The 22,671-nt window shown below is 71.9% G+C and carries 21 protein-coding genes and 2 tRNA genes; 16 read left to right on the top strand and 7 right to left on the bottom strand.

The genetic code is table 11. The features are described 5' to 3' along the window. Positions 1-24: 24 nt before the first annotated feature. On the bottom strand, positions 25-621 hold the full coding sequence (locus ACIP6U_RS36560; protein ID WP_401726869.1) for a histidine phosphatase family protein: 597 nt from the start codon (positions 619-621) through the stop codon (positions 25-27). A gap of 200 nt (positions 622-821) precedes the next feature. On the opposite strand from ACIP6U_RS36560, the gene ACIP6U_RS36565 reads away from it, so the two are divergent. The 7 genes from ACIP6U_RS36565 to ACIP6U_RS36595 all read left to right on the top strand — a co-directional run bounded on the left by ACIP6U_RS36565 (position 822) and on the right by ACIP6U_RS36595 (position 7,226). Next, complete coding sequence (locus ACIP6U_RS36565) at positions 822-1,757, top strand: phosphatase PAP2 family protein (protein WP_401726871.1); 936 nt, start codon at positions 822-824, stop codon at positions 1,755-1,757. Continuing rightward, on the top strand, positions 1,654-3,033 hold the full coding sequence (locus tag ACIP6U_RS36570) for a hypothetical protein (RefSeq protein WP_401726872.1): 1,380 nt from the start codon (positions 1,654-1,656) through the stop codon (positions 3,031-3,033). The genes ACIP6U_RS36565 and ACIP6U_RS36570 overlap by 104 nt, the downstream gene beginning before the upstream one ends. Beyond that, on the top strand, positions 3,024-4,625 hold the full coding sequence (locus tag ACIP6U_RS36575) for a hypothetical protein (protein WP_401726874.1): 1,602 nt from the start codon (positions 3,024-3,026) through the stop codon (positions 4,623-4,625). The genes ACIP6U_RS36570 and ACIP6U_RS36575 overlap by 10 nt, the downstream gene beginning before the upstream one ends. After that, the gene (locus ACIP6U_RS36580; RefSeq protein ID WP_401726876.1) at positions 4,622-5,956 is read left to right on the top strand and encodes an AAA domain-containing protein; all 1,335 of its coding nucleotides are present in this window, start codon (positions 4,622-4,624) and stop codon (positions 5,954-5,956) included. Before ACIP6U_RS36575 ends, ACIP6U_RS36580 begins: the two co-directional genes overlap by 4 nt. 121 nt (positions 5,957-6,077) lie before the next feature. Continuing rightward, complete coding sequence (locus tag ACIP6U_RS36585) at positions 6,078-6,440, top strand: hypothetical protein (protein ID WP_401726877.1); 363 nt, start codon at positions 6,078-6,080, stop codon at positions 6,438-6,440. Positions 6,441-6,580: 140 nt separating this feature from the next. Next, a complete protein-coding gene (locus ACIP6U_RS36590; RefSeq protein ID WP_401726879.1) occupies positions 6,581-7,162 on the top strand; it encodes a bifunctional DNA primase/polymerase in 582 nt (193 codons plus the stop codon). After that, positions 7,153-7,226: transfer RNA gene (locus tag ACIP6U_RS36595), tRNA-Lys, on the top strand. The genes ACIP6U_RS36590 and ACIP6U_RS36595 overlap by 10 nt, the downstream gene beginning before the upstream one ends. A gap of 77 nt (positions 7,227-7,303) precedes the next feature. Here the strand turns inward: ACIP6U_RS36595 and ACIP6U_RS36600 are convergent. Beyond that, the gene (locus tag ACIP6U_RS36600; protein WP_401726881.1) at positions 7,304-8,581 is read right to left on the bottom strand and encodes a M6 family metalloprotease domain-containing protein; all 1,278 of its coding nucleotides are present in this window, start codon (positions 8,579-8,581) and stop codon (positions 7,304-7,306) included. A 312-nt stretch (positions 8,582-8,893) separates the two neighbouring features. On the opposite strand from ACIP6U_RS36600, the gene ACIP6U_RS36605 reads away from it, so the two are divergent. Next, positions 8,894-10,711: a putative bifunctional diguanylate cyclase/phosphodiesterase gene (locus tag ACIP6U_RS36605; RefSeq protein WP_401726883.1), complete on the top strand. Its 1,818-nt coding sequence runs from the start codon at positions 8,894-8,896 to the stop codon at positions 10,709-10,711. Here ACIP6U_RS36605 and ACIP6U_RS36610 read toward each other — a convergent pair. The 3 genes from ACIP6U_RS36610 to ACIP6U_RS36620 form a co-directional block, all read right to left on the bottom strand. Further along, positions 10,690-11,778, bottom strand: coding sequence for an LLM class flavin-dependent oxidoreductase (locus tag ACIP6U_RS36610; RefSeq protein ID WP_401726885.1), 1,089 nt, complete (start codon positions 11,776-11,778; stop codon positions 10,690-10,692). The genes ACIP6U_RS36605 and ACIP6U_RS36610 overlap by 22 nt on opposite strands. Positions 11,779-11,899: 121 nt before the next feature. Further along, the gene (locus tag ACIP6U_RS36615; protein WP_401726886.1) at positions 11,900-12,652 is read right to left on the bottom strand and encodes a decarboxylase; all 753 of its coding nucleotides are present in this window, start codon (positions 12,650-12,652) and stop codon (positions 11,900-11,902) included. Next, positions 12,649-13,437 carry an aspartate/glutamate racemase family protein gene (locus ACIP6U_RS36620; RefSeq protein ID WP_401726888.1) on the bottom strand — a complete coding sequence of 263 codons (789 nt, stop codon included), beginning with the start codon at positions 13,435-13,437 and terminating at the stop codon, positions 12,649-12,651. Before ACIP6U_RS36620 ends, ACIP6U_RS36615 begins: the two co-directional genes overlap by 4 nt. A gap of 215 nt (positions 13,438-13,652) precedes the next feature. On the opposite strand from ACIP6U_RS36620, the gene ACIP6U_RS36625 reads away from it, so the two are divergent. Continuing rightward, positions 13,653-14,642: a D-2-hydroxyacid dehydrogenase gene (locus tag ACIP6U_RS36625; protein WP_401726890.1), complete on the top strand. Its 990-nt coding sequence runs from the start codon at positions 13,653-13,655 to the stop codon at positions 14,640-14,642. Between the two features lie 53 nt (positions 14,643-14,695). Further along, complete coding sequence (locus ACIP6U_RS36630) at positions 14,696-16,111, top strand: amidase (protein ID WP_401726892.1); 1,416 nt, start codon at positions 14,696-14,698, stop codon at positions 16,109-16,111. Here the strand turns inward: ACIP6U_RS36630 and ACIP6U_RS36635 are convergent. Beyond that, entirely contained in the window at positions 16,092-16,586 is a 495-nt protein-coding gene (locus tag ACIP6U_RS36635; RefSeq protein ID WP_401726894.1) for a DUF3830 family protein, read from the bottom strand. The two genes, ACIP6U_RS36630 and ACIP6U_RS36635, sit on opposite strands and share 20 nt — an antisense overlap. A gap of 47 nt (positions 16,587-16,633) precedes the next feature. Here ACIP6U_RS36635 and ehuB point away from each other — a divergent pair, with 47 nt between their 5' ends. From ehuB to ACIP6U_RS36665, 6 genes are all read left to right on the top strand, one after another. Beyond that, the gene (gene ehuB, locus ACIP6U_RS36640; protein ID WP_401726896.1) at positions 16,634-17,578 is read left to right on the top strand and encodes an ectoine/hydroxyectoine ABC transporter substrate-binding protein EhuB; all 945 of its coding nucleotides are present in this window, start codon (positions 16,634-16,636) and stop codon (positions 17,576-17,578) included. Beyond that, positions 17,575-18,294 (top strand): ectoine/hydroxyectoine ABC transporter permease subunit EhuC, encoded by a 720-nt coding sequence (ehuC, locus tag ACIP6U_RS36645; RefSeq protein WP_401726898.1) that lies wholly within the window; start codon positions 17,575-17,577, stop codon positions 18,292-18,294. Before ehuB ends, ehuC begins: the two co-directional genes overlap by 4 nt. Next, on the top strand, positions 18,291-18,941 hold the full coding sequence (gene ehuD / locus ACIP6U_RS36650; protein WP_124000211.1) for an ectoine/hydroxyectoine ABC transporter permease subunit EhuD: 651 nt from the start codon (positions 18,291-18,293) through the stop codon (positions 18,939-18,941). The genes ehuC and ehuD overlap by 4 nt, the downstream gene beginning before the upstream one ends. A gap of 10 nt (positions 18,942-18,951) precedes the next feature. After that, the gene (ehuA, locus tag ACIP6U_RS36655) at positions 18,952-19,728 is read left to right on the top strand and encodes an ectoine/hydroxyectoine ABC transporter ATP-binding protein EhuA (RefSeq protein ID WP_401726900.1); all 777 of its coding nucleotides are present in this window, start codon (positions 18,952-18,954) and stop codon (positions 19,726-19,728) included. A gap of 222 nt (positions 19,729-19,950) precedes the next feature. Next, the gene (locus tag ACIP6U_RS36660; protein ID WP_401726902.1) at positions 19,951-20,709 is read left to right on the top strand and encodes an IclR family transcriptional regulator; all 759 of its coding nucleotides are present in this window, start codon (positions 19,951-19,953) and stop codon (positions 20,707-20,709) included. Between the two features lie 94 nt (positions 20,710-20,803). Then, positions 20,804-20,877 (top strand) — tRNA-Lys (locus ACIP6U_RS36665). A 112-nt stretch (positions 20,878-20,989) separates the two neighbouring features. Here the strand turns inward: ACIP6U_RS36665 and ACIP6U_RS36670 are convergent. Beyond that, the gene (locus ACIP6U_RS36670) at positions 20,990-22,654 is read right to left on the bottom strand and encodes a long-chain-fatty-acid--CoA ligase (RefSeq protein WP_401726904.1); all 1,665 of its coding nucleotides are present in this window, start codon (positions 22,652-22,654) and stop codon (positions 20,990-20,992) included. Positions 22,655-22,671 lie beyond the last annotated feature (17 nt).

Here is a 22,671-nt window from a genome sequence, read left to right on the forward strand (position 1 = left end):
GTACGGGCGGAGTCTCGCGCGCCGTCAGTTCGTCAAGTGCCCCAAGTCGTTCCAGCTCTCGATCGCCGGTTCGCCGTAGGCCCAGCCGAGGACCGACAGGGACGTCGGGTTGAGGCGTATCCGGGCCGCGAAGTCGAGGGGGAGGCCGAGCCAGCGGGCGCCGATGGAGCGCAGGATGTGGCCGTGGGCGAAGACGAGGACGTCGCGGTCCTCGGCGCGGGCCCAGGCGACCACCTCGTCCGCGCGGGCGGTGACGTCGGCGAGGGACTCGCCGTCCGGGACGCCGTCGCGCCAGATGAACCAGCCGGGGCGGACGGCCTGGATGTCGTCCGGGGTCATGCCCTCGTAGGCGCCGTAGTCCCACTCCATGAGCGTGTCCCAGGGCTGGGCGCGCTCGCCGAACCCGGCGAGTTCGCACGTCTCACGCGCGCGTGCCAGCGGGCTGGTGCGCACCTCGACGCCGGGCAGCCCGCCGAGCGGGGCCCGGTGCAGGCGCTCGCCGAGCAGCTTGGCGCCCCGGCGGCCCTCCTCCAGGAGCGGCACATCGGTCCTGCCCGTGTGCTTGCCGGACAGCGACCACTCGGTCTGTCCGTGGCGGGCCAGCAGGATGCGCGCAGCCATGGGTGAGGAAACCTTTCCGGGATAACCAGAGGCGGACCGGATCCATCATCGCGCACCCTGGAGGAGGGCAACCCGACGGCCGATCTCAGCGTCTTTGAGGGCCGGGGGCCGCGCCACGAGGGCGCGCGCATACGCCGTAAAGTGGCACGGCCGGACCACCGGGCGCCGCACGAGACGAAGGGGGAGGGGATCGGAAGCCGATGACCGAGACACCAGGCACCGAGACAGCCCCGGGCGCCCGCCTGCGCTGGTGGACCGAGCTGCCGCTGATCCTGCTGGTGTACGCGTGCTACTCGGCCGGCCGGCTGCTCGCCCGCGGCAACGAGATCGGCGCCGTCGACCACGGCCTGACGATCCTGCGCATCGAGAAGACCCTGCACCTCAACGCCGAGCACCCGTTGAACCGGCTCTTCACGCGCGAGGCGTGGCTCGGCGTGCCGGCCGACTTCTGGTACGCGTCGCTGCACTACATGGTCACGCCCGCGATCCTGATCTGGCTGTTCAGGTCGCGTGCGGTGCACTACCGCGCGGCCCGCACCTGGCTGATGACGTCCACGTTCATGGGCCTGATCGGCTTCACCCTGCTGCCGACCTGCCCGCCCCGGCTGCTGTCCGCGGGCCACGGCTTCGTCGACACGATGGCCCAGTACAGCTCGTACGGCTGGTGGGGCGGCGACGCCAGTGCCCCGCGGGGCCTGGGCGGCATGACCAATCAGTACGCGGCGATGCCGAGCCTGCACGTGGGCTGGGCGCTGTGGTGCGGGGTCGTGCTGTGGCGGTTCGGCGGGACGCGGCTGACGAAGGCCGCCGCCGTCGCCTACCCGCTGCTGACCACGATCGTCGTGATGGGCACCGCGAACCACTACTTCCTCGACGCGGTGGCGGGCGCGGCCGTGATGGGCGCCGGCTTCCTGCTGACGCCGTACGTGATGCGGGTGGCGAACCGGATCCGCAAGCGGCTGCCCTTCGCCTCAGCACCCTCTCCCGGCGCAGGTTCCCCGATTGTCAGTGCCGGATGCCAGACTTCCGCAGGTGAGCGATTTCCACGGCAGCGCGAGTCCCGGATCGGTTCCGGAGCCGAGCCCGACGCCTCTTCCACCGACGCGGGAGAAGGCGCTGCGGCAGCGGCTCGCTGAGCTGCGCGGTCCCGGCGTACCGGCCAAGGCCCTCGACGCCCGCGCGCTGGCCGCGCTGGCGGCCAACCCCGGGTGCAGACGGCGCGCGATCCTCGACGGGGCCGGGGTGGACAAGACGGCGGTGGCCGGGGCGCTGGGCTCCCCGGCCGCCTTCGGCCAGTCCCAGTTCGCGATCACGCGGGGCAACGCGTTCGAGGCGAAGGTCAAGGCGGACGGCGGCGCGGAGCTGCTGCGGCTGGTGCACGAGCGGCTGGACGCCGGGGCCGAACCGCCCGCCGACGCGCGCGTGCCCGACCTCGCCGCGATCGGCCCCGAGGGCCGCGCGGCCCGTACGGCGCTGGCGCTGCGCGAGGCCGGCGAGGCGCGCGGTGCCTGGACGCTGCTCGACCACCCGATGCTGGCGCTGGACGTGGCGGGCTCCCCCGCCTTCCTGGAGCCGGACGCCGTGGTGGTGCACCCGGACGGCAGCTGGACGGTCGTGGAGATCAAGTCCTTCCCGATGCTGGACGGTTCGGCGGACCCGGCGAAGGTCGGCGCCGCCGCCCGCCAGGCCGCGGTGTACGTGCTGGCCCTGGAGCAGGTCGCCGCCCGCCTCGACCCGGCGCCTTCGGTACGGCACCGGGTGCTGCTCGTGTGCCCGAAGGACTTCTCCAACCGGCCCACCGCCTCCGCCGTGGACGTCCGCAAGCAGCGCGCGGTCACCGCCCGCCAGCTGGCCCGCCTCACCCGCATCCAGGACATCGCCGACGCCCTCCCCGAGGACACCTGTTTCTCCCCCGACCTGCCCGCCGCCGAGCTGACGGCCGCCGTCGAGTCGGTGCCCGCGGCCTACGCGCCCGAGTGCCTGTCCGCCTGCGAGCTGGCCTTCCACTGCCGTGACCACTCCCGCGCGGCCGGCGCGGTGACCACCCTCGGCCGCCCGGTCCGCGCCGAACTGGGCGGCCTGACGACGGTCGAGGACGTCCTGGCGGCATCCCGCGGCGAGACCGGAGACCCCGACGACCCGGCGGTGGCGGCCCTGCGCCGGGCGGCGCGGCTCCGGGCGGAGGCCCTGGCGGCGACACACCCGGCCGACGACCGGGCGGCACCGCTCCCCTTCGACGGAGAGCACGCACCGACCCGGCGCCTCCGCTCCGCGGGAGAGCCGGAAGAGCAGGGCCCGGCACACCCCGACACCGCCTCCGCCGGCGACCCGGCACAGCCGCCCCCGGTCACCTCACGGACCGGCCCCGTGCAGCCTCCCCGCACCCCCTCGGAGAGCACCCCGTGTCGCTGATCTCCACACTCGCCCGGCTCGAAGCCGTCAGCGCCGGCCGTGCCCAGCCTGCCGCGACCGTCCGGCACCGGCATCTGTCGGAGCGCCCTCTAGTGTTCGTGCCGCTCACCACCGCGGGTGAGGCCGGGGCGCCGCTCGGTGCGCTGGTGGGTACGGACCGGGACGCGCCGCGCCTGCTGGTCGTGCCGCAGCCCCGGGACCGCGACCTCAGGTTCGCGTTCCTGGCCGAGCTGGCGGACATCGTGCTGCCGTACATCGACGGCTACGCGGAGGACGTGGAGGCCGCCGAGCGCAACGAGACCGATCCGGAGACCGGCAAGCGCGTCAAGGTCGAGGTCGAGCTGTGCGCGGACGCCCCGCAGCTGATCGTGCCCAGCCGCGCGGGCCTGGACTTCGTCCGGCTGCTCGGCCGCTCCATGCGCTTTCGCCGTACGGCGGAGCAGGATCCGGAGACGCCGTATCCCGCGCCCCCGCGCGTGCCGCTGCTCGGCCGGTGGCTGACGCACTACGGGGAGCGGTCCCGGGTGCCGGGTTCCTCGCTGCTGCTGGCGATGACGGACGTCCTGGCCCGGCACTGGGCGACCGGGCAGTCCACCCTGGAGGACCAGCACCTGGGCGCGCTGCTCGCCTGGATCGACCCGCCGGAGGGCACGACCGGCGCGGAGGCCGCGCTGCGTGCCGAGCTCGCGCGGGACGCGAAGGGCCAGTTGCTGTGCCCGCCGGCCGGCCCGGCCACCGACCCGGCCTTCGACAACAAGCTGCTCGCCCCCGCACTGGACCGGCACTACCGCGCGCGTACCGCGCTCGCCGCCGCCGAGGACGGTCTTGAGGCGGACGACCGGCTCGGTGAACTCACCGCCGCCGAGCGGGAGATCCGCGCCCTGGTCGAGAGCCGGACCCGGCCCGCCTGGGACGCGGTGTGGCGCGGCCTCGACCTGGTGCGGGCGCTCCCCGAGGGCGGCCGGGTGGAGGAGCGGTGGACCCGGGACCGGTGGTCGTTCACCGCGCACCGCGACCGGATCGTCGCGGGCGAGCCCCCGCAGCCGCGCCGCGACGACGCGGTGACCGCGGCCAACAAGCTCGCCGCGCGCGAGCGCGAACAGGCCCGTCTGGAGGCGCAGGAGGCCCTGGACGACCCGCTGGTGATGGCAGGGCGGCGGCTGTCCGGAGAGGCGTTCGCCGGTGAGGTGACGGACGTGGTCATGGCGTACAGCGAGGGCAAGCGCCCCAGCCCGCGCCCGCTGGTCACCGTCCGCACGGACGACCGGCCGCACCTGGGCGAGCGGGCCAAGGTGTTCCGGTCGCTCGGCGGCAAGCCGCAGGCCGCGGAGTACGTCGGCCACGAGGAATCCCCGTCGGGCGACGCGCTGATCGTGCTCCGCGTCCTCGACAAGATGGGGCGCGGCAAGGAGCCCGAGACCGGCTCCGTGCCCGAGAAGGGCGACCGGCTCTGCTTCACGCTGTTCGAGCACGAGCAGCGCGGCGGCCCGAAACTGCCCGACCCGGAGGCGACCCCGTGGACGCACGGCGGCCCACCCGGTGAGGCCGTCGCGGAGGCCGCCGATCCCCTGACCTCGGAGGACGTCCTGTGACCGCCGCCTTCGACCCCGGTGCCGCGGCGACCCGGGCGACCGACGCGATCCTCCACGACACCCTGCACGGCACCCACCGGGGCGTGGTCGTCGACTCCCCGCCCGGCGCCGGCAAGTCCACGCTCGTCGTGCGCGCCGCGCTCGAACTGGCCGACGCGGGGCGCCCGTTGATGGTGGTCGCGCAGACCAACGCACAGGTCGACGACCTCGTCCTGCGGCTCGCGGAGAAGAACCCCGAACTCCCCGTCGGGCGGCTGCACAGCAGCGACGCCGACCCGTACGACAAGGCGCTCGACGACCTGCCGAACGTACGCAAGTCGGCGAAGGCCGCGGACCTGGCCGGGCTGTCGGTCGTCGTCTCCACGGCCGCCAAGTGGGGGCACGTGAAGGTCGACGAGCCGTGGCGGCACGCGATCGTGGACGAGGCGTACCAGATGCGCTCGGACTCGCTGCTCGCCGTGGCCGGGCTGTTCGAGCGGGCGCTGTTCGTGGGCGACCCGGGCCAGCTGGACCCGTTCGCCATCGTCGGCAGCGAGCAGTGGGCGGGACTGTCGTACGACCCCTCGGCCTCCGCCGTGACCACGCTGCTCGCGCACAACCCCGAGCTGCCCCAGCACCGCCTCCCGGTGTCCTGGCGCCTGCCGGCATCGGCGGCCCCGCTGGTCTCCGACGCGTTCTACCCGTACACGCCCTTCCGCAGCGGCACGGACCACGGCGACCGTCGCCTGTCCTTCGGCGTCCCCGCCGACGGCTCGGGGCCCGACCGGGTGATCGACGAGGCCGCGGAGTCCGGCTGGGGCCTGCTGGAGCTGCCCGCGCGGCACACCCCGCGGACGGACCCGGAGGCGGTACGGGCGGTGGCGACGGTCGTACGACGACTCCTGGACCGGGGCGGCGCGGCCACGTCGGAGCGCTCGCCGGATCCGACCCCGCTCACCGCGGACCGCATCGCCGTCGGCACGGCCCACCGCGACCAGGCGGCCGCGGTCCGAGCGGCGCTCACGGAACTCGGCGTCACGGACGTCACCGTCGACACGGCGAACCGTCTCCAGGGCCGCGAGTACGACGTCACGGTCGTCCTCCACCCGCTCTCGGGCCGCCCCGACGCCACCGCGTTCCACCTGGAGACGGGCCGCCTGTGCGTCCTCGCCTCCCGCCACCGGCACGCCTGCATCGTGGTCTGCCGCGCCGGCGTGACCGACCTCCTGGACGACTACCCGTCCACGGAACCGGTCCAGCTGGGAACGCTGGTGAAGTTCCCGGACGGCTGGGAGGCGAACCACGCGGTGCTGGCAAGACTGGCCGAACACCGGGTGAGCTGGCGGCCCTGAGCCGGGGCCGCCGACCGACTGATCTGAACCGTCGTGGTGGTCTTGCGCGGGCACGAGACAATGGACGGTGGCCCGGTCACATGACAGGGCGCCCGCGACGTACGTACGAGGAGGAGAAGACATGGCGGAGCCCACGCCGCGTCGGAACGAACCGCGGCTACGCCCCGCGCCCCTGCTCTTCGAGCCCGCCGAGGCGGCCGCCGATCCGGAGCACTTCTTCGACCTGGAGTCGATCGACGACCCGCACGCGCTGCTGGCCCGCTCCACGGAGCTGGCGCAGGCGTTCCGCGCGGCGGCGGACCGGGCGGTGGAGTACCAGGCGATGGCGGCGGCGCAGCTCGCGGACCCGCGGCGGTTCGACCGGCTGACACCCGCGGACATCGCGGAGCGGGCCGAGTGGACCGAGGACTATGCCAAGAAGATGGTCGAGTACGGGCAGCGCCTGATGCGCGGCGCGGAGGGCGGCGGGCCCGACCCGGTCTGAGGCGAGGGGGATCTACCCTCGCCCCAACCACCCATGTCGGCATATGCCAGGCGGGCAAGATACTCCGCCCCACCCTCTCCTGTCCCGATTTCCGGCAACTCTCAGAAACGGAACGCTCACGCCCGGTAGATCTTGATGCCATGAGCACCGAACCCGACCAGCCCTTCTCCGACCGTTGCGACGTCCACGGAGTCACCCGGGACGGCGCGATCTGGCTCGCCTCGGCAGGAACGTATCCGCGCAGCACGCTCGCCCTCTGGGAGGAGCGGCCCGACGCTCCCGTCGTCTTACCGTGCGGTTCCGTCTTCGACGTCGTCAGCGTGCCCGCGGTCTTCGGGCGCCGCATGCTCGACCGGCTGTGGGAGGAGGGGCCGGGATCGGGGCCGGTGGCGGTGTTCCGCGGCCGGACGCTGTTGTTCGCCGCGCCGGGTACGGCCCAGCGGCTGCCGTCGCTGCTCCGCTGGGAGGAGTTCGGCCGCACGGGCGCGATCCCGTCCCTGCTGTGCCACGGCAACGGCGACGCGGTGACCGTGCCGGCCCCGCTGGCCGGCGCGCCCGCGTCCCGCTGGCTGGTCGCCCCCGACACCCGTCACCCATGGCTGCCGGGCCCCGAAATCGTGCTCTGGGCGGCCGTCCGAGCGGCCCGCTCAGCCGTGCGGATATCGATTTTTCCTCCCGCCGATCAGGATGCTAAGGTCTACGACGTCAGCAGGCGCCGCTAGCTCAGTTGGTTAGAGCAGCTGACTCTTAATCAGCGGGTCCGGGGTTCGAGTCCCTGGCGGCGCACAGACAGTGAAAGCCCCTCGCGATTGCGAGGGGCTTTTCGCGTGCCCAAGGACACCCGCGCCAAGACGGCCTCGGTGCTACCCGACCGAGATCCTCACCGTCCAGGCTCCAGAAGCCGTCCTCCCCTCCACCGCCACCCGGACCTTTCCGCCCCGTGCCGTGCCGCCCGGGACGGTGAAGCTCTCGCCCAGGGAGACCGGGGCGTCGGCGAGTGGAGGGTAGACCGAGTTCTCCCAGCAGGCCTCGGTGCGCGGGTGGGCGTCGATGACCTGGATGGGGCCGTCGCCGGACTGGGCGCCGCTGCTGATGCGGTAGACGAGGACGCCGGACCGGCACACGGCGGTGTCGTTGCCGACCGGGCCGCGCGCCTCGAAGGCGAGCGCGCTGTCGGGGCCGGTGCGCACCACCGCGAGCTTGGTGCCGCGCCCGAGGCCGAAGGCCGGCGATCCGGCCGCGCCCGTCACCGGCAGCCCCGGCCCGGCGCCGAGCGGTTCGAGGGTCAGCCGGGTGGTGCCCTGTCCTCGCGCGCACACCACCTGGCGCGGCTCCAGCCAGCCCAGCTTCCACTTGTGCCAGCCGAAGAGGTCGGGTGCCATGCCGAACTGGCTGCCCATCAGGTCCCAGTCCCCGACATACGTGTCCCAGTCGCCCTTGCCGTCGACCGGCCGGTGGTAGAGGTCCGGCAGGTCGAAGACGTGCCCGGTCTCGTGGGCCAGCACCAGCCGGTCCGGCGGATGCTTCTCGAAGACCGTGACGACCCGCCGGATGTCCGTGCCGTCGGCCCGCAGCGGGGTGTCCATGTTGACGACCTTCGTGGCGTCCGAGTCCACGCCGGGCGCGTCCGGGTCGGCGACGAAGTACACGACGTCATACCGGGAGAAATCGACCTCGGGGTCGGCGGCGGCGAGCGCGTCGCGCAGGTAGGCGGCGCGGTCCGCGGCGTGCCAGTCGCGCTGTATGGCGTAGGCCGTGGACGGGCGCGGCATCCGGATCCAGTGGCTCAGCGGGTGCGGGTCGAGCGAGAACCGGCCGTAGGAGGCGCGCTCGAAGAAGCGGCTGGTGGCCGGGAAGTGGTCGCCGGTGAGCTGGGCCGGTGTGGTGCGCGGGGCCGCGTCGGGAAAGGAGAGGAAGACCATCACGGCGTCCAGCCGGCGGACCGGGCGCGGATACGCGGCGTTCCACGTGTCGACGCCCTCCGAGTGGTGGGCGTCAGTGCGCTGGAGGGCGCACGGGGCCGCCGAGAACGGTTCGGCGACCGAGGGCCCGGTGAAGAGCGAGGTCGCCGCGAGTGCCGAGAGGGTGGTGAACACCGCGGCGGTGCTGCGCAGTCGGGGCCGGGGGAACTGACGCGGCAACTGAACCTCCGGGAGCGGATCACGGGACACCGCACCCAGCCTCTTGGAGATTGTCGTACTACGCCCTGTTTGTCTGCACCAGAAGAGTGAGTCAGCCGAAAGACCGTCAGAGACGACACTCCGAACCGCTCACGGAACGTCACAACTGGTCGGAGGCCAGATGAACACGTCCAGGTGCGGGCAGAAACGATCTGTCAGAACGGTCGCCCGATCCTGGACACTGGACAGTGGCTGGAAGGCCCTTGGGTCTGCCTCTATGATCGGCACACTTTCCTGCACGGACAGAGATCGAATGCACTGCGGGAGCGAGCGGTGAGCGGAACGTCCGAAGGGCCGGCGCCCGCGGCAGACCTCGATCGGTCCGCCGTCACAGAGAGTGACACCATCTATCGGTCCGTCTTCAGGACCTCTTCCCTCGCGATGGCCGTCGTCGACCGCGAGGGTCTCGTCGTCAGCGCCAACGACGGTTTCGGCGCCCTGTTCGGCAGCGCGCCCGACGCGTTGACCGGCCGGGTCGCCGCCGACCTCGTCGACCTGGCGTCCGACGCGCGCACCTGGCACGCCTACCGCGAGGTGCTGCGCGGCCGGGAGGCCAGACTGCGCTGCACCCGCCGGCTGAAGCGGCCGAACGGGGAGTCGGTGTGGGCGCAGATCGCGGTCGCGCCGCTGCCCGCGCCGGGAAAGGGCATCCTGCTGTCGGTCGCCGACATCAGCGCCCAGCACGAACTCCAGGACCGGCTGCGGCACTTGCAGATGCACGACCCGGTGACCCGGCTGCCCAACCGCACCCTGTTCTTCGAGCGCCTGACGGCCGCGCTGGACGCGGAGTCCTACGCCGACGGCGGCACCGGGCGAATCGGGCTGTGCTACCTGGACCTGGACGGGTTCAAGGCCGTCAACGACACGCTCGGCCACCGCGTCGGCGACCGGCTGCTGTCCGCCGTGGCCGAACGCCTCACGCGCTGCGCCGACGAGGTCGGGCAGGGCCGGGCGGGCGCCACGCTGGTGGCCCGGCTCGGCGGCGACGAGTTCGCGCTCCTCGTGGAGGACTCGACCGGCACCGAGCAACTGGCCGACCTCGCCGAGTCCGTCCTGGAGGCGGTCCAGGCCCCGTTCGACCTCGGCGGTCAACGGGTGTCGGTGTCGGCGTCCATCGGCGTCGTCGAGCGGCTCGCGACGGGCACCACCGCGACCGCCCTGATGCAGGCCGCCGACACCACGCTGTACTGGGCGAAGGCCGACGGGAAGGCCCGCTGGACGCTCTTCGACCCGGAGCGCAACGCCCACCGGATGACCCGCCAGGCGCTGTCCTCCTCGCTGCGCCCGGCCGTCGAGCGGGGCGAGTTCGCGCTGGAGTACCAGCCGCTGGTGGGGATGGAGGACGGGCGGCTGAACGGAGTGGAGGCGCTGGTCCGCTGGAACCACCCGCAGTTCGGCATGCTGACGCCGAATCGCTTCATCACACTGGCCGAGGAGGACGGCTCGATCGTGCAGCTCGGCCGCTGGGTGCTGGTCACCGCCTGCCGGCAGGCCCGCCGCTGGCAGCTGGAGCACCCGGACCAGCCGCCGCTGTTCGTCAGCGTCAACGTGGCGGTCCGGCAGGTCTGGGACTCCGACCTGGTCGCTGACGTGGCCAAGACCCTCGCGGACACCGGCCTCGCGCCGCAGCTGCTCCAGCTGGAGCTGACCGAGTCGGCGGTGATGGGCTCGGCAGGCCGGCCCCTCCAGGTGCTCCAGGCCCTCAGCGACATGGGCGTCGGGATCGCCATCGACGACTTCGGCACCGGCTACTCGAACCTCGCCTACCTCAGCCGGCTGCCGGTGTCGGTGCTCAAGCTGGACGGCTCGTTCGTACGCGGCTTCCAGTACGAGAGCGACGGCACCACGGGCGCGCCGCCGAACCCCGCCGACGAGGTGATCGTGGAGGCGATGATCCAGCTCGCGCACCGGCTCGGGCTGACCGTCACCGCGGAGTGTGTGGAGACCTCGGCGCAGGCCTCGCGGCTGCGCCGGATCGGCTGCGACACCGGCCAGGGGTGGCTGTACTCACGGCCGGTGTCGCCGGATCGTATCTCCGAGCTGATCGGCCCCCGGACCCGCTCCGGGGATCAGGTGGTCGGCAACCCGTAGGCGTCCGCGATCAGTTCGTACGAACGCAGGCGCAGGTCGCCGTTGTGGGCGTGGGACGTGAGCATCAACTCGTCGGCGCCCGTGCGCTTCTGGAGGTCGTCGAGGCCGGCGCGGACCTCGTCGACGGTGCCGTGGATGACGTTGGCGTTCCAGGAGGTGATGAACTCCCGCTCCATGGGGCTGAATTCGTACGCCTCGGCCTCTTCCGGGGTGGGCACGAGTCCGGGGCGGCCCGTGCGCAGGCGGACCATGTTGAGGGAGGCGGCCAGCACCTGGCGGCGGGCGTCCTGCTCGTCGTCGGTGGCGAGGGCGGAGACGCCGATGAGGGCGTAGGGGGCGTCCAGGACCGCGCTCGGGCGGAAGGACTCGCGGTAGAGGTCGAGCGCCGGGATGGTGTTCTGCGCGGAGAAGTGGTGCGCGAAGGCGAAGGGCAGGCCCAGCACGCCGGCCAGGCGGGCGCTGAAGCCGGAGGAGCCGAGCAGCCAGATCGGCGGGCGGTGCGGGGACTGTACGCCGCCGGGCGAGGTCGACTGGATCGGGCCGGGGACCGCGTGGATACGGCGGTAGGGGTGGCCGTCGGGGAAGTCGTCGTCCAGGAAGCGGGTCAGCTCCGCGAGCTGCTCGGGGAAGTCGTCGGCGCCTTCGTTGAGGCGGTCCGTGCGGCGCAGGGCGGCCGCGGTGGCGCCGTCCGTGCCGGGGGCGCGGCCCAGGCCCAGGTCGACGCGGCCGGGGGCCAGCGCCTCCAGCGTGCCGAACTGCTCCGCGATGACCAGCGGGGCGTGGTTGGGCAGCATGACGCCGCCCGAGCCGAGCCGGATGCGGTCGGTGTGGGCGGCGAGGTGGGCGAGGATCACGGCGGGCGACGAGGAGGCGACGCCGGGCATGGAGTGGTGCTCGGCGACCCAGTAGCGGTGGAAGCCGCGTGACTCCGCGAGGCGGGAGATCTCGACGCTGGTCTTCAGGGCTTCCGTGGCGGTGCGGCCCGCGCCGACGGTGACCAGGTCCAGTACGGAGAGGGGTACGGGGGCGGTGCCCTGTGCGGTGCCCCGGATCTCGTCTGCCGTCACGGTGAGTGCCTCCTGGTTTTCGGCGGTTCTGTCGTTCCCGGCGTTAACAGGAGGCACTCTCCGTTTTATTCCCTGGGGGCTGCGCCCCCAGACCCCCATCGGCCCTGAAGGGGCCTCGTCCTCAAACGCCGGACGGGCTGAAAGACGCCTGCACCAAGGGCTCGCGCGTGAAGAGTGCCCCGAGCCTCGGTGCGTTCACCCTGCGGTCCGCCAGGCGTAGGCCCTCCCAGACCGTGACCTGGTTCGCGGTGAGGACGGGCTTGCCGAACTCCCGTTCCAGGGTCTCGATGTGGGCGGCGGTGTGCAGGGCCGTGTCCGGGAGGAGGATCGCCTCCGCGTCTGGGGAGTCCGCCTCGCGGGCCAGCGCGAGGACCTCCTTCTCGTCCCAGGTGCCGACCTCGGCGGCCGTGACGATGCCGGCGCCGCGGACGCCGGTCACCTCCGCGCCGCCGGCCCGCAGGAACTCCGCGAAGAGGGCGGCCACGTCGTCCGGGTAGGTCGCGCCGACGGCCACGCGCCGCAGACCCAGTTCCTGGGCCGCGTGCACGAAGGCGAAGGACGTCGAGGAGGCCGGCAGACCCGCCGTGCGGGCAAGGGCGCGGACCTGCTCGTGGGCGCCCTCCCAGCCGTACACGAAGCTGCCGCTGGTGCAGGCCCAGACCATCGAGTCCGCGCCCGCCATTCGCAGTTCGCCGACGCCCGCCGCGAGCCGGTCGGCCGAGCCCATCTCCAGCAGCGCGTCCACCCGGTGCGCGTCCTCGCCGATGTCGGTGTGGACGACGTCCAGGCGGATGTCGCTGCCGAGCAACTGCTCGATGCGCGGATAGTCGTCCTCGGCGGAGTGGCCGGGGTAGAGGAATCCGAGTGACGTCATGGTGAGCCTTCCTGCTGCTGTTCTTCGGCCGGCAGTACGGGGCCCGGGCGCGCCGCCGGATCGATCAGCGCTTGGTACGGGCCCACCGCCCGGGTACCCAGTCGGCGCAGCGCGGCCCACATCGTCACCTGGTTGGCCGAGATCACCGGTATGCGCAGTTCCGCCTCCAGTTGGGGGATGACGTCGTAGGTCGGGAGGTTGGTGCAGCTGATGAACAGGGCGTCGGCGTCGCCGCGGACGGCCGTGCGGGCCATGTCGGCCACCTCGCGGTACGGGACCTTCCAGATGTGCCGGGTCAGGCCCATGAAGGAGCAGCCGGCGACGGTGACGCCCGCCTCGGCCACGTACTCCTCCAGAGCACGTGTCACCGACACCGTGTACGGGGTCACCAGGGCCACCCGGCGGGCGCCGAGCTCGGTCAGCGCTTCCAGGAGCGCGCCCGAGGTGGTGATCGAGGGGACCGCGCCGGCCCGGGTCATCGCCTCGCACATCGCCCGCTCACCGGCGATCCCGCCGACGAAGCTGCCGGAGGTGCAGGCGTAGCCGACGACCTCCGGGGAGACGGCGGTGAGCGTGCGGACCGCGTCCGCCAGCGTCTCGTGCTCGCTGACCAGGCGGGCCAGGTCAAGACTGACCTCGACCGGCACGAACGGCGTCCGGGTCAGATGCAGGGAGACGTCGTCGGGCACCCAGCGCCACAGTTCGCGGTCGAGTGCGAAGTCGAAGGGGGCCACGACACCGACACCGCGCTGCGGAGCGGGGCCACCGAGAAACGACAGGTCCATGGCGGGCACCGCCCTCACAAGGAGAAAGGGGTCAGCAACGGACCGTGCGCAACGTCCGTGTTGACGAAGGTAGGTTCGAGTGCGAGCGTGGTCAATCCGCCGCCGTCGACGCCTGTGTTAAGCCCGCGTTCCACCCATGTCACCTGCCGCGTCGAGCCACGTCGGGGCCGATGCGACACCCCGTCGGCCGATCGTCACCGGAGAAAAATTTCCGTATGCGTGACCTGAGCGACCCCAGTGCCCCCGTCCCCGCCCCGGCCTCCACACCCACCCTCCTGGTCCTCGACGCCGAACCGCTTCCCCGGCTCGGCAGTCTCACCGGCCGCGCCCGGGTCGAGCACGCCGACGAGTCGACGCTCGCCGAGCGACTGCCGTACGCCGACGTCCTGTTGGTGTGGGACTTCGCCTCGCGCGCGGTCCTGTCCGCATGGCCGGGCGAGGGGCCGCGCCCGTGCTGGGTGCACACGGCGAGCGCGGGCGTGGACCACCTGATGTGTCCCGAACTCGCCGCGTCCGACACGGTGGTGACCAACGCGCGAGGCGTCTTCGACCAGCCGATCGCCGAGTACGTCGCCGCGCTCGTCCTCGGCATGGCCAAGGACCTGCCGCGGACCCTGGAGTTCCAGCGGGAGCGGACCTGGCGGCACCGGGAGACGCAGCGGGTGGCGGGCACGCGCGCGTGCGTGGTGGGGTCCGGCCCGATCGGGCGGACCATCGCCCGCACGCTCAAGGCGCTCGACATCACCACCGCGCTGGTCGGCCGCACCCCGCACACCGGCATCCACGGCCCCGACGACCTGGACCGGCTGATCGCCCGCGCCGACTGGGTGATCGCCGCCGCGCCGCTCACCGAGCAGACGCGGGGCATGTTCGACGAGCGCCGTTTCGGGGTGATGCAGCCGTCCGCGCGGTTCATCAACGTCGGGCGCGGGCCGCTGGTCGTCGAGGAGGCGCTCGCCCAGGCGCTCGCGAAACGGTGGATCGCCGGGGCCGCCCTCGACGTCTTCGAGCACGAACCCCTCACCCCCGACAGCCCGTTGTGGCACGTGCCCGGCCTGATCGTGTCCCCGCACATGAGCGGCGACACCGTCGGCTGGCGGGACGAACTGGGCCGGCAGTTCGTGGAGTTGTACGACCGCTGGGAGGCCGGCCGGCCTCTGTTGAACGTGGTCGACAAGAACCGCGGGTACGTACCAGGACGCTGAGTACGCGCGCTGTTGACCACCCGGACGCCGAACACCCGGACGCTGGAGGGCAGATGACGGACCTTGCCGAGCTGACCGCCGCACAACTCCTCGACGGCTACCGCAAGGGCGAGTTCAGCCCCGAGGAAGCCACCCGCGCGACCCTGGAACGGGCCGAGCGGATCCAGCCCGAAGTGAACGCGTTCGTCCGCCTGTTGGCCGACGAGGCCCTCGCCCGGGCCCGGGAGTCGACGGGACGGTGGCGGCGCGGCGAACCGGCCGGCCTGCTGGACGGCGTGCCCGTCACGGTGAAGGACATCCTGCTGCTGCGCGGCTCACCCACCCTGCGGGGCTCCAGAACGATCTCGGAGAAGGGCAGTTGGGACGAGGACGCGCCCTCCGTGGCCCGGCTGCGCGAGCACGGCGCCGTCTTCCTCGGCAAGACGACGACCCCGGAGTTCGGCTGGAAGGGCGTCACGGACTCCCCGGCGTCCGGGGTGACCCGCAATCCCTACGACCGCACGCGCACCGCGGGCGGCTCCAGCGGCGGCGCGGCGGCGGCCGTGGCCCTCGGGGCGGGCCCCCTCGCGCTCGGCACCGACGGCGGCGGCAGTGTCCGTATCCCGGCCGCCTTCTGCGGGATCTTCGCGCTGAAGCCGACCTATGGCCGGGTGCCGCTGTACCCGGCGAGCGCGTTCGGCACGCTGTCGCACGTGGGGCCGATGACCCGGGACGCGGCGGACGCGGCGCTGATGCTGGACGTCATCGGGGTGCCGGACGCCCGCGACTGGTCGGCGCTCGGCCCGCCGCCGGGGTCGTTCGCGGCGGGGCTCGGCGCGGGGGTGCGGGGGCTCAGGGTCGCGTACTCGCCGACGCTGGGCGGGCAGGTGGCGGTACGGCCCGAGGTCGCCGCGGCGGTCCGGCAGGCGGTGCAGGGGCTGGCCGGGCTCGGCGCGTACGTCGAGGAGGCCGACCCCGACTTCGCCGATCCGGTGGACGCCTTCCACGCCCTGTGGTTCGCGGGGGCGGCCCGGGTGACCCAGCGACTGGGGCCGCAGCAGCGGGAGTTGCTGGACCCCGGGCTCCGGGACATCTGCCGGACCGGCACCCGGCTTTCCGCGCTCGACTATCTCGCCGCGGTGGACGTCCGGATGGAGCTCGGCCGCCGGATGGGCCGCTTCCACGAGTCCTACGACCTCCTCGTCACGCCGACGCTGCCGATCACGGCGTTCGAGGCCGGCGTCGAGGTGCCGAAGGGGTCCGGGCTGCGGCGCTGGACGGGGTGGACGCCGTTCACGTACCCCTTCAACATGACCCAGCAGCCGGCGGCGACCGTGCCGGTCGGCACGGACGGCGCCGGGCTGCCGGTCGGGCTGCAGCTCGTGGCCGCGCGGCACCGGGACGATCTGGTGCTGCGCGCGGCGCACGCGCTGTACGAGGCGGGGATCGCCGCGCCCGTCCCGGCCGGTCTCACAACCTCCGGAAGCTGAGCGTCTCCCCCGCCGCCCCGGTCCGCCACAGGTCGTTGCACCCCTCGGCCAGCTCTTCGAGGCCCTCGACGACCTGGCCCCAGACGATGCCGGGCACCCAGCCCACATCGCCGTTCAGGAGCAGGTTGTTGCGCTCGTAGAACAGAGCCAGGTCGACCACCGTCGTACCGGCGCGGACCTCCCGGTCATAGCCGTAGGCCTTGGTGCCGAGTTCCGATCCGGCGAAGGAGAAATAACAGAGATCTCCGGGAATCGGGGTAACTGTCGGATTTTCCAGCGGCGGCTCCGATTCCGCGAACGGCGGGAACAGGGCGTAGATCTCGTTGCGCGCGTATTTGGCGTGATAGACGTCACTGCCGAGTGGCAGAGCGTCCCATACCGCGGCGCAGGTGAGAGGGGCGCGGTCGTCCAGCAGTTTCGCCCTGCCGGTGATTCCGCGTTTGACCAGGGAGACTTCTATGTAGCGGTCGGTCATGTCATCCATGGTGCATACATCGCATCGTCTCGGGTAGCCGCGCCGCCATGGCTCCACCACTTCGGAACGACAGAGGCACAAACAAGCCAGGCCCATCCGGCGCCACCGCCGGGACCAGCCGCCGATCGCTGCTCGCGGGGGTGGCGGCGCTCGGTGCGCTGGGGGCCGCGGGCTGCACGCGCGTGGCCACGGCGTCGACCACCGACGGCGGCGACCTGCTCGACCGGCTCAAGGCGGCGGGTGTCGTACGGCTGGGTATCGCCGGTGAGATCCCGTTCGGCTACATCGACAAGGACGGCGAACTGACCGGCGAGGCGCCGGAACTCGCCCGGGTCATTTTCAAACGGCTCGGGGTGGACAAGGTGCAGCCCGTGCCGACCGAGTTCGGCTCGCTGATCCCCGGCCTGAATTCACAGCAGTTCGACGTCGTGGCGGCCGGGATGTATGTCAACGCGGAACGCTGCGAACAGGTGATCTTCGCCGATCCCGACTATCAGATGCTCGATTCCTTCATCGTGCGCAAGGGAAATCCCAAAGGTCTGCACAACTACAAGGACATCGTCGCGAAGAAGGCCAAGTTCGCGACCGGGACCGGTTATGCGGAGATCCAGTACGCCGTCGAGGCGGGGTACAAGGAGAGCGACATCCTGATCGTGCCTGACCAGGTCGCGGGGTTGAACGCCGTCGAGGCCGGACGCGTCGACGCCTTCGCCGGTACGGCGCTGACCACCCGCGAGGTGGTGAAGAAGTCGGGCAAGGCCGAGGCCACCGACGCCTTCGCGCCGCTCGTCGACGGCAAACCCCATGTCGACGGGGGCGCGTTCGCGTTCCGGCCGACCGAGACGAAGCTGCGCGACGCGTTCAACGTGGAACTGCGCGCGATGAAGAAGAGCGGCGAACTCTTCCGCGTGCTGCGGCCGTTCGGGTTCACCAAGGCCGAGATGACCGACCTGACCGCGAAGGAGCTGTGCGGGGAAGGGGCGAGCGGATGACCTCGGGACTGTGGGACCTCGTACTCAAGGGCGTCTGGACCACGATTCAACTCCTCCTGTTCAGCGCCCTGTTGGCGGCCGCCGTCAGCTTCGTGGCCGGTGTCGCGCGCACCCATCGCCGGTGGATCGTCCGCTTCCTCGCGGGCGTCTACACCGAGGTGTTCCGCGGGACCTCGGCGCTGGTCATGATCTTCTGGGTGTTCTTCGTGCTGCCCCCGGCCTTCGGCTGGCAGCTGGTGCCGATGTGGGCGGGCACGCTGGCGCTCGGGCTGACCTACGGTGCCTACGGCTCCGAGATCGTGCGCGGTGCGCTGAAGGCGGTCGACCCGGCGCAGCAGGAGGGCGGGATCGCGCTCAGCTTCACGCCCTGGCAGCGGATGCGGCTGATCCTGCTGCCGCAGGCGGTGCCGGAGATGATCCCGCCGTTCTCCAACCTGCTGATCGAACTGCTCAAGGGCACCGCGCTGGTGTCCGTCATGGGCATGGGCGATCTCGCGTTCAGCGGCAACCTGGTGCGGCTCGCGCTCCAGGAGAGCGCCGAGATCTACACGTATCTGCTGCTCATCTACTTCGTGATCGCCTTCCTGCTGACGCGGGTGATGCGCGGTCTGGAGAAGAAGCTCAAGGCCGGTGTCGGCAAGGCGCCGCAGCGCGGAGTGGCCGCGGGTGAGCTCCAGCGGGCCGAGACGAGCGGGGTCGGAGGTGGTGTCGCGTGAAGTGGGACTGGAACGCGGTGGGCGACTTCATGCCGCACTTCTGGGACGGTCTGGTCGTCACCCTTCAGGCGCTCGCGCTCGGTTCGCTGATCTCGTTCGCGCTGGGCCTGGTCTGGGCGCTGCTGATGCGGACGCCGACGCGCTGGGTGCGCTGGCCGGTCGGGGTGGTCACGGAGTTCGTGCGCAACACCCCGCTGCTGGTGCAGCTGTTCTTCCTCTTCTACGTGCTGCCCGAGTGGGGGCTCACCTTCTCGGCGCTGACCACCGGTGTCTTCGCGATCGGGCTGCACTACTCGACGTACACGATGCAGGTCTACCGGGCCGGCATCGAGGCCGTGCCGGCCGGCCAGTGGGAGGCGGCGACGGCGCTGAACCTGCCGCGGGTGCGGACCTGGCAGGTGGTGATCCTGCCGCAGGCGATCCGGCGGGTGGTGCCCGCGCTCGGCAACTACGTGATCGCGATGCTCAAGGACACGCCGATGCTGATGGCGATCACCGTGCTGGAGATGCTCGGCCAGGCGCGGCTGTACTCCCAGGAGCACTTCCAGTTCACCGAGCCCCTGACGGTGATCGGCGTCGCCTTCATCGTCATCTCCTACCTGGCCTCCCTTCTTCTGCGAGCTCTGGAGCGACGTCTTGTCCACTGACGCCCCCCTCATGAAAGATCCCGACTCCCACGCCAACCCGCCGGTGGACGGCAGCGAGCTGATCAGGTTCGACTCGGTCACCAAGCGGTTCGGCTCCAACACGGTCCTGGACCAGCTCGACTTCTCGGTCGAGTCCGGCAAGCACGTCACGCTGATCGGTCCGTCGGGCTCCGGCAAGACCACGATCCTGCGCATGCTGATGACGCTGACCAAGCCCGACGAGGGCACGATCACCGTCGCCGGCGAGAAGCTGTTCCCCGCGTCCGAGAAGCAGCTCCGCGAGCTGCGCAAGAACATCGGGATGGTGTTCCAGCAGTTCAACCTGTTCCCGAACATGAGCGCGCTGCGCAACATCACCGAGGCGCCGGTGACGGTCCTCGGTCTTTCCAAGGAGGAGGCGGAGCAGCGGGCCCGCGAACTGCTGGACCTGGTGGGCCTCGCCGACAAGGCGGACGCCCGCCCGACCCAGCTCTCCGGCGGCCAGCAGCAACGCGTCGCGATCGCCCGGGCGTTGGCGATGCGTCCGCAGGTGCTGCTCCTGGACGAGGTGACGTCCGCGCTCGACCCGGAGCTGGTGGCCGGTGTCCTGGATCTGCTCCGGGACATCGCCCGCACCACCGACATCACGATGCTCTGTGTGACCCACGAGATGAACTTCGCCCGGGACATCTCGGACCAGGTGCTGATGTTCGACGCGGGCCGGATCATCGAGGCGGGCCCGCCGGAACGGATCTTCAGCGAGCCGGAACAGGACCGGACCCGGGAATTTCTGAGCGCGGTGCTGTGACCTCGGATATTGAATGACGTTCAATCTGCGAGGTCCAGGCGGTGGATCAGGACAAAGGCATATGCCAGAGTGCCTTCGTCCCTGTTGAGAGGGGTGCGGGCGGGGTCGGAATCTCGTCAACACCCGCTCACAACAGGCCTCTTGGCGGTTATCGTGGAGAGGATTCGCTGTCCGGTTACGGTCCAGTAGCAGTGCGAACAAGCGAGCGCAGGGGGATTCACCGTGGCGCTGAAGCACGAGCCGACCGCGCCGTACCACTCGGCCCAGGACGCCCTGCGCGTCCTGGAGACGGTGGCGCGGCACACCTCCGGAGTCACCGACACCGAGCTCGCCCGCCACACCGGCCTCGACCCCGAGCGGCTGACCGCCCTGCTGCGGATGCTGCGCCGCGAGGGGTACGTGGAGCAGACCACCGACGGGGCGTACGTCACCGGCGACGCCCTCACCAAGCTCGGCTCCACCGACGGCCGCGAACAGGCACTGCGCGAGCGGCTCCAGCGCACGCTGGACCGGCTGCGCGACTCGGTGGGCGCGGCGGTGTACCTGAGCCGGTACGTCGACGGGGAGGTCCGCATCTCCCAGTACGCCGACGGTCCCACGACCCCGGTGGTGCACGAGTGGGTCGACTTCCGTTCCTCGGCGCACGCCACCGCGATCGGCAAGAGCCTGCTGGGCCAGCTCGACCACAACAGCCGCCGCGAGCACCTCTCCCGGCACAGGATGGCCCGCCTGACCTCGCGCACCATCACCAGCGACAAGCTCCTGCTCTCCCGCCTGGAGACCCAGCCGCCGACGGTCCCCCACCTCGACCTCCAGGAGTACGCGGTCGGCACGGTCTGCGCGGCCGTCCCGATCACGGCCGGCTCCGCGGTGGGCTGCCTGGCCCTGTCCCTCCCCGTGGAGCACGCCCACCGGCTGCGCCAGGCGGCCGACACGCTCAACCGGAGCGCGACCCCCCTCCTCCTGTCCCTGGCGATCTGACCCACCTCACGTGGTCCGAAGCACCTCTCCGCACCAGGTAGTATTTTCCTGTCGCCGACCGCGAGACACAGATCCAGCGGTCGGCGTGAGTCATGCGCCGCTAGCTCAGTTGGTTAGAGCAGCTGACTCTTAATCAGCGGGTCCGGGGTTCGAGTCCCTGGCGGCGCACAGATCGAAGGCCTCTCGCGGACGCGGGGGGCCTTCGTCGTCGGCACGGGCTCTCGTCGGCTCCGCACGGGTGGGCTGGGGGTCCGGGGGTTATCCCCCGGGAGATGCAGCATCAGCGGGTCCGGGGTTCGAGTCCCTGGCGGCGCACATGTGAAGGGCCTCTCGTGGAGACGAGGGGCCCTTCGGCGTCCTCGGTGGTCAACCGGCGGTAGGTGGTCTCGCCCGGTGGGCGCCACCAGACCGGGTCCGTGCAGTGGATGCCCTCTTGGCGGAGGCGGGCTCGGTGGATCTTGTTCGTGGCTGTGACCGGCATCCGCTCCACAACGCGCACGAAACGGGGTGCCATCTTCGTGCCCAGATCGGGTTGCGCCAGCAGGAACTTCGCGAAGTCGAGCGGGTCGAACCTGCCGGCGACGGCCGCCATGACCTGGTCTCCGGTGACCGGGTCCGGGATCGCGTACACGGCGACGGCGTCGGCGCCCTCGTAGCGGGCGAGGATGTTCTCGATCATCGCGGCGGCCAGGTTCTCGCTGTCGACGCGGAGGCGGTCGTCGGCGCGGCCGGCGAAGTAGAGGTAGCCGTCGCCGTCGCGGTAGAAGAGGTCGCCGGTCCAGTACCAACCCTCCCGGCGCCGTTCCGCGTCCGCCTCCGGGTTGCGCCAGTAGCCCTCGAAGGGGTTGGGGGCGCGGTTCACCAACTCCCCTATCGCCTCTTCCCCGTTGAGCAGTCGGCCGGATGGGGAGAAGGCCGCCGGTGGGCACTCCGCCCGCGTCTCCGGATCGAGTACGGCGAGCCCAGGTGCCGCCCGGCCCACCGCGCCGGTCGGCGTTCCCGGTGACCACTGCACCGCCGCGCCGCCCTCCGAGGACCCGTATCCCTCCACCAGCCGTACCCCGAAGCGCCGTTCGAAGGCCGCCGCGTCCACCGCTCCCGCCTCCGTGCCGAAACCGAGGCGCAGCGGGTTGTCGCGGTCGTCGGGGCGCTCCTCGGTGGCCAGGACGTACTGCACGGCCCGGCCCACGTACGTGAAGTACGTCGCCCGGTAGCGGCGTACGTCCGCCAGGAAACCGGAGGCCGAGAAGCGGCGCCTGAGCGCCACGCCCGCGCCGGCCACCAGCGCGGGCGCCCAGTCGGCGATCACCGCGTTGCCGTGGAACATCGGCATGCAGATGTAGTGCACATCGCCCTGGCCCACTCCGAACTGGGTGACCAGGGAACGCCCGGCCGCGGCCAGCCTGCCCTGCGTGCAGATCGCCGCCTTCGGGGCGCCCGTGGAACCCGAGGTGAAGTAGAGGAGGAAACGGTCCGCGGGGGTCGCGCGGGAGGCGTCCGGCTCGGATTCCGTATACGACGCGAGCAGCACCTCGTACTCCTCCGTGTCCGTCAACAGGATCCGCACGCCCGGGAGTTCGAGGTCGGCGAGGAGCGGGAGGTGGGCCCGTTCCGTGAGCAGGACCCGGCACTCGGTGTGCAGGATGTCGCGGGCGAGTTCCGGGCCGCGGCGGGTGGGGTTGATGCCCGCCAGGGCCGCCCCGGCGAGGGCGGCGGCGCTCAACCACAGTGGGTATTCAGGGGTGTTGTCGAGCAGCACGCCCACGTGGGGCTCGGCACCGGCCGGCAGGAGGTCCGCCAGCAGGGCCGCGCGGGCCGCGGCACCGGCGGCCACCTCGTGGTGGGTGAGGACCAGGTCCTCGCACCACAGCCCGGGGCGGTGGTCACCCCAGCGTGCCTGTACGAGTTCGGCGACGGTACGCCCGGTCGGCCTTGTCGACTCCATGAGGGCGCACGGTAGTT

This window comes from Streptomyces sp. NPDC088794 (assembly GCF_044750545.1).
GTDB lineage: Bacteria > Actinomycetota > Actinomycetes > Streptomycetales > Streptomycetaceae > Streptomyces.

What these genes read in the sequence shown, in the direction of transcription:
- ACIP6U_RS36560 (WP_401726869.1), bottom strand. Translation starts at nt 621, where the DNA reads ATGGCTGCGCGCATCCTGCTGGCCCGCCACGGACAGACCGAGTGGTCG.
- ACIP6U_RS36565 (WP_401726871.1), top strand. Translation starts at nt 822, where the DNA reads ATGACCGAGACACCAGGCACCGAGACAGCCCCGGGCGCCCGCCTGCGC.
- ACIP6U_RS36585 (WP_401726877.1), top strand. Translation starts at nt 6,078, where the DNA reads ATGGCGGAGCCCACGCCGCGTCGGAACGAACCGCGGCTACGCCCCGCG.
- ACIP6U_RS36590 (WP_401726879.1), top strand. Translation starts at nt 6,581, where the DNA reads ATGAGCACCGAACCCGACCAGCCCTTCTCCGACCGTTGCGACGTCCAC.
- ACIP6U_RS36615 (WP_401726886.1), bottom strand. Translation starts at nt 12,652, where the DNA reads ATGACGTCACTCGGATTCCTCTACCCCGGCCACTCCGCCGAGGACGAC.
- ACIP6U_RS36620 (WP_401726888.1), bottom strand. Translation starts at nt 13,437, where the DNA reads ATGGACCTGTCGTTTCTCGGTGGCCCCGCTCCGCAGCGCGGTGTCGGT.
- ACIP6U_RS36625 (WP_401726890.1), top strand. Translation starts at nt 13,653, where the DNA reads ATGCGTGACCTGAGCGACCCCAGTGCCCCCGTCCCCGCCCCGGCCTCC.
- ACIP6U_RS36630 (WP_401726892.1), top strand. Translation starts at nt 14,696, where the DNA reads ATGACGGACCTTGCCGAGCTGACCGCCGCACAACTCCTCGACGGCTAC.
- ACIP6U_RS36635 (WP_401726894.1), bottom strand. Translation starts at nt 16,586, where the DNA reads ATGACCGACCGCTACATAGAAGTCTCCCTGGTCAAACGCGGAATCACC.
- ehuB (WP_401726896.1), top strand. Translation starts at nt 16,634, where the DNA reads ATGGCTCCACCACTTCGGAACGACAGAGGCACAAACAAGCCAGGCCCA.
- ehuC (WP_401726898.1), top strand. Translation starts at nt 17,575, where the DNA reads ATGACCTCGGGACTGTGGGACCTCGTACTCAAGGGCGTCTGGACCACG.
- ehuA (WP_401726900.1), top strand. Translation starts at nt 18,952, where the DNA reads ATGAAAGATCCCGACTCCCACGCCAACCCGCCGGTGGACGGCAGCGAG.
- ACIP6U_RS36670 (WP_401726904.1), bottom strand. Translation starts at nt 22,654, where the DNA reads ATGGAGTCGACAAGGCCGACCGGGCGTACCGTCGCCGAACTCGTACAG.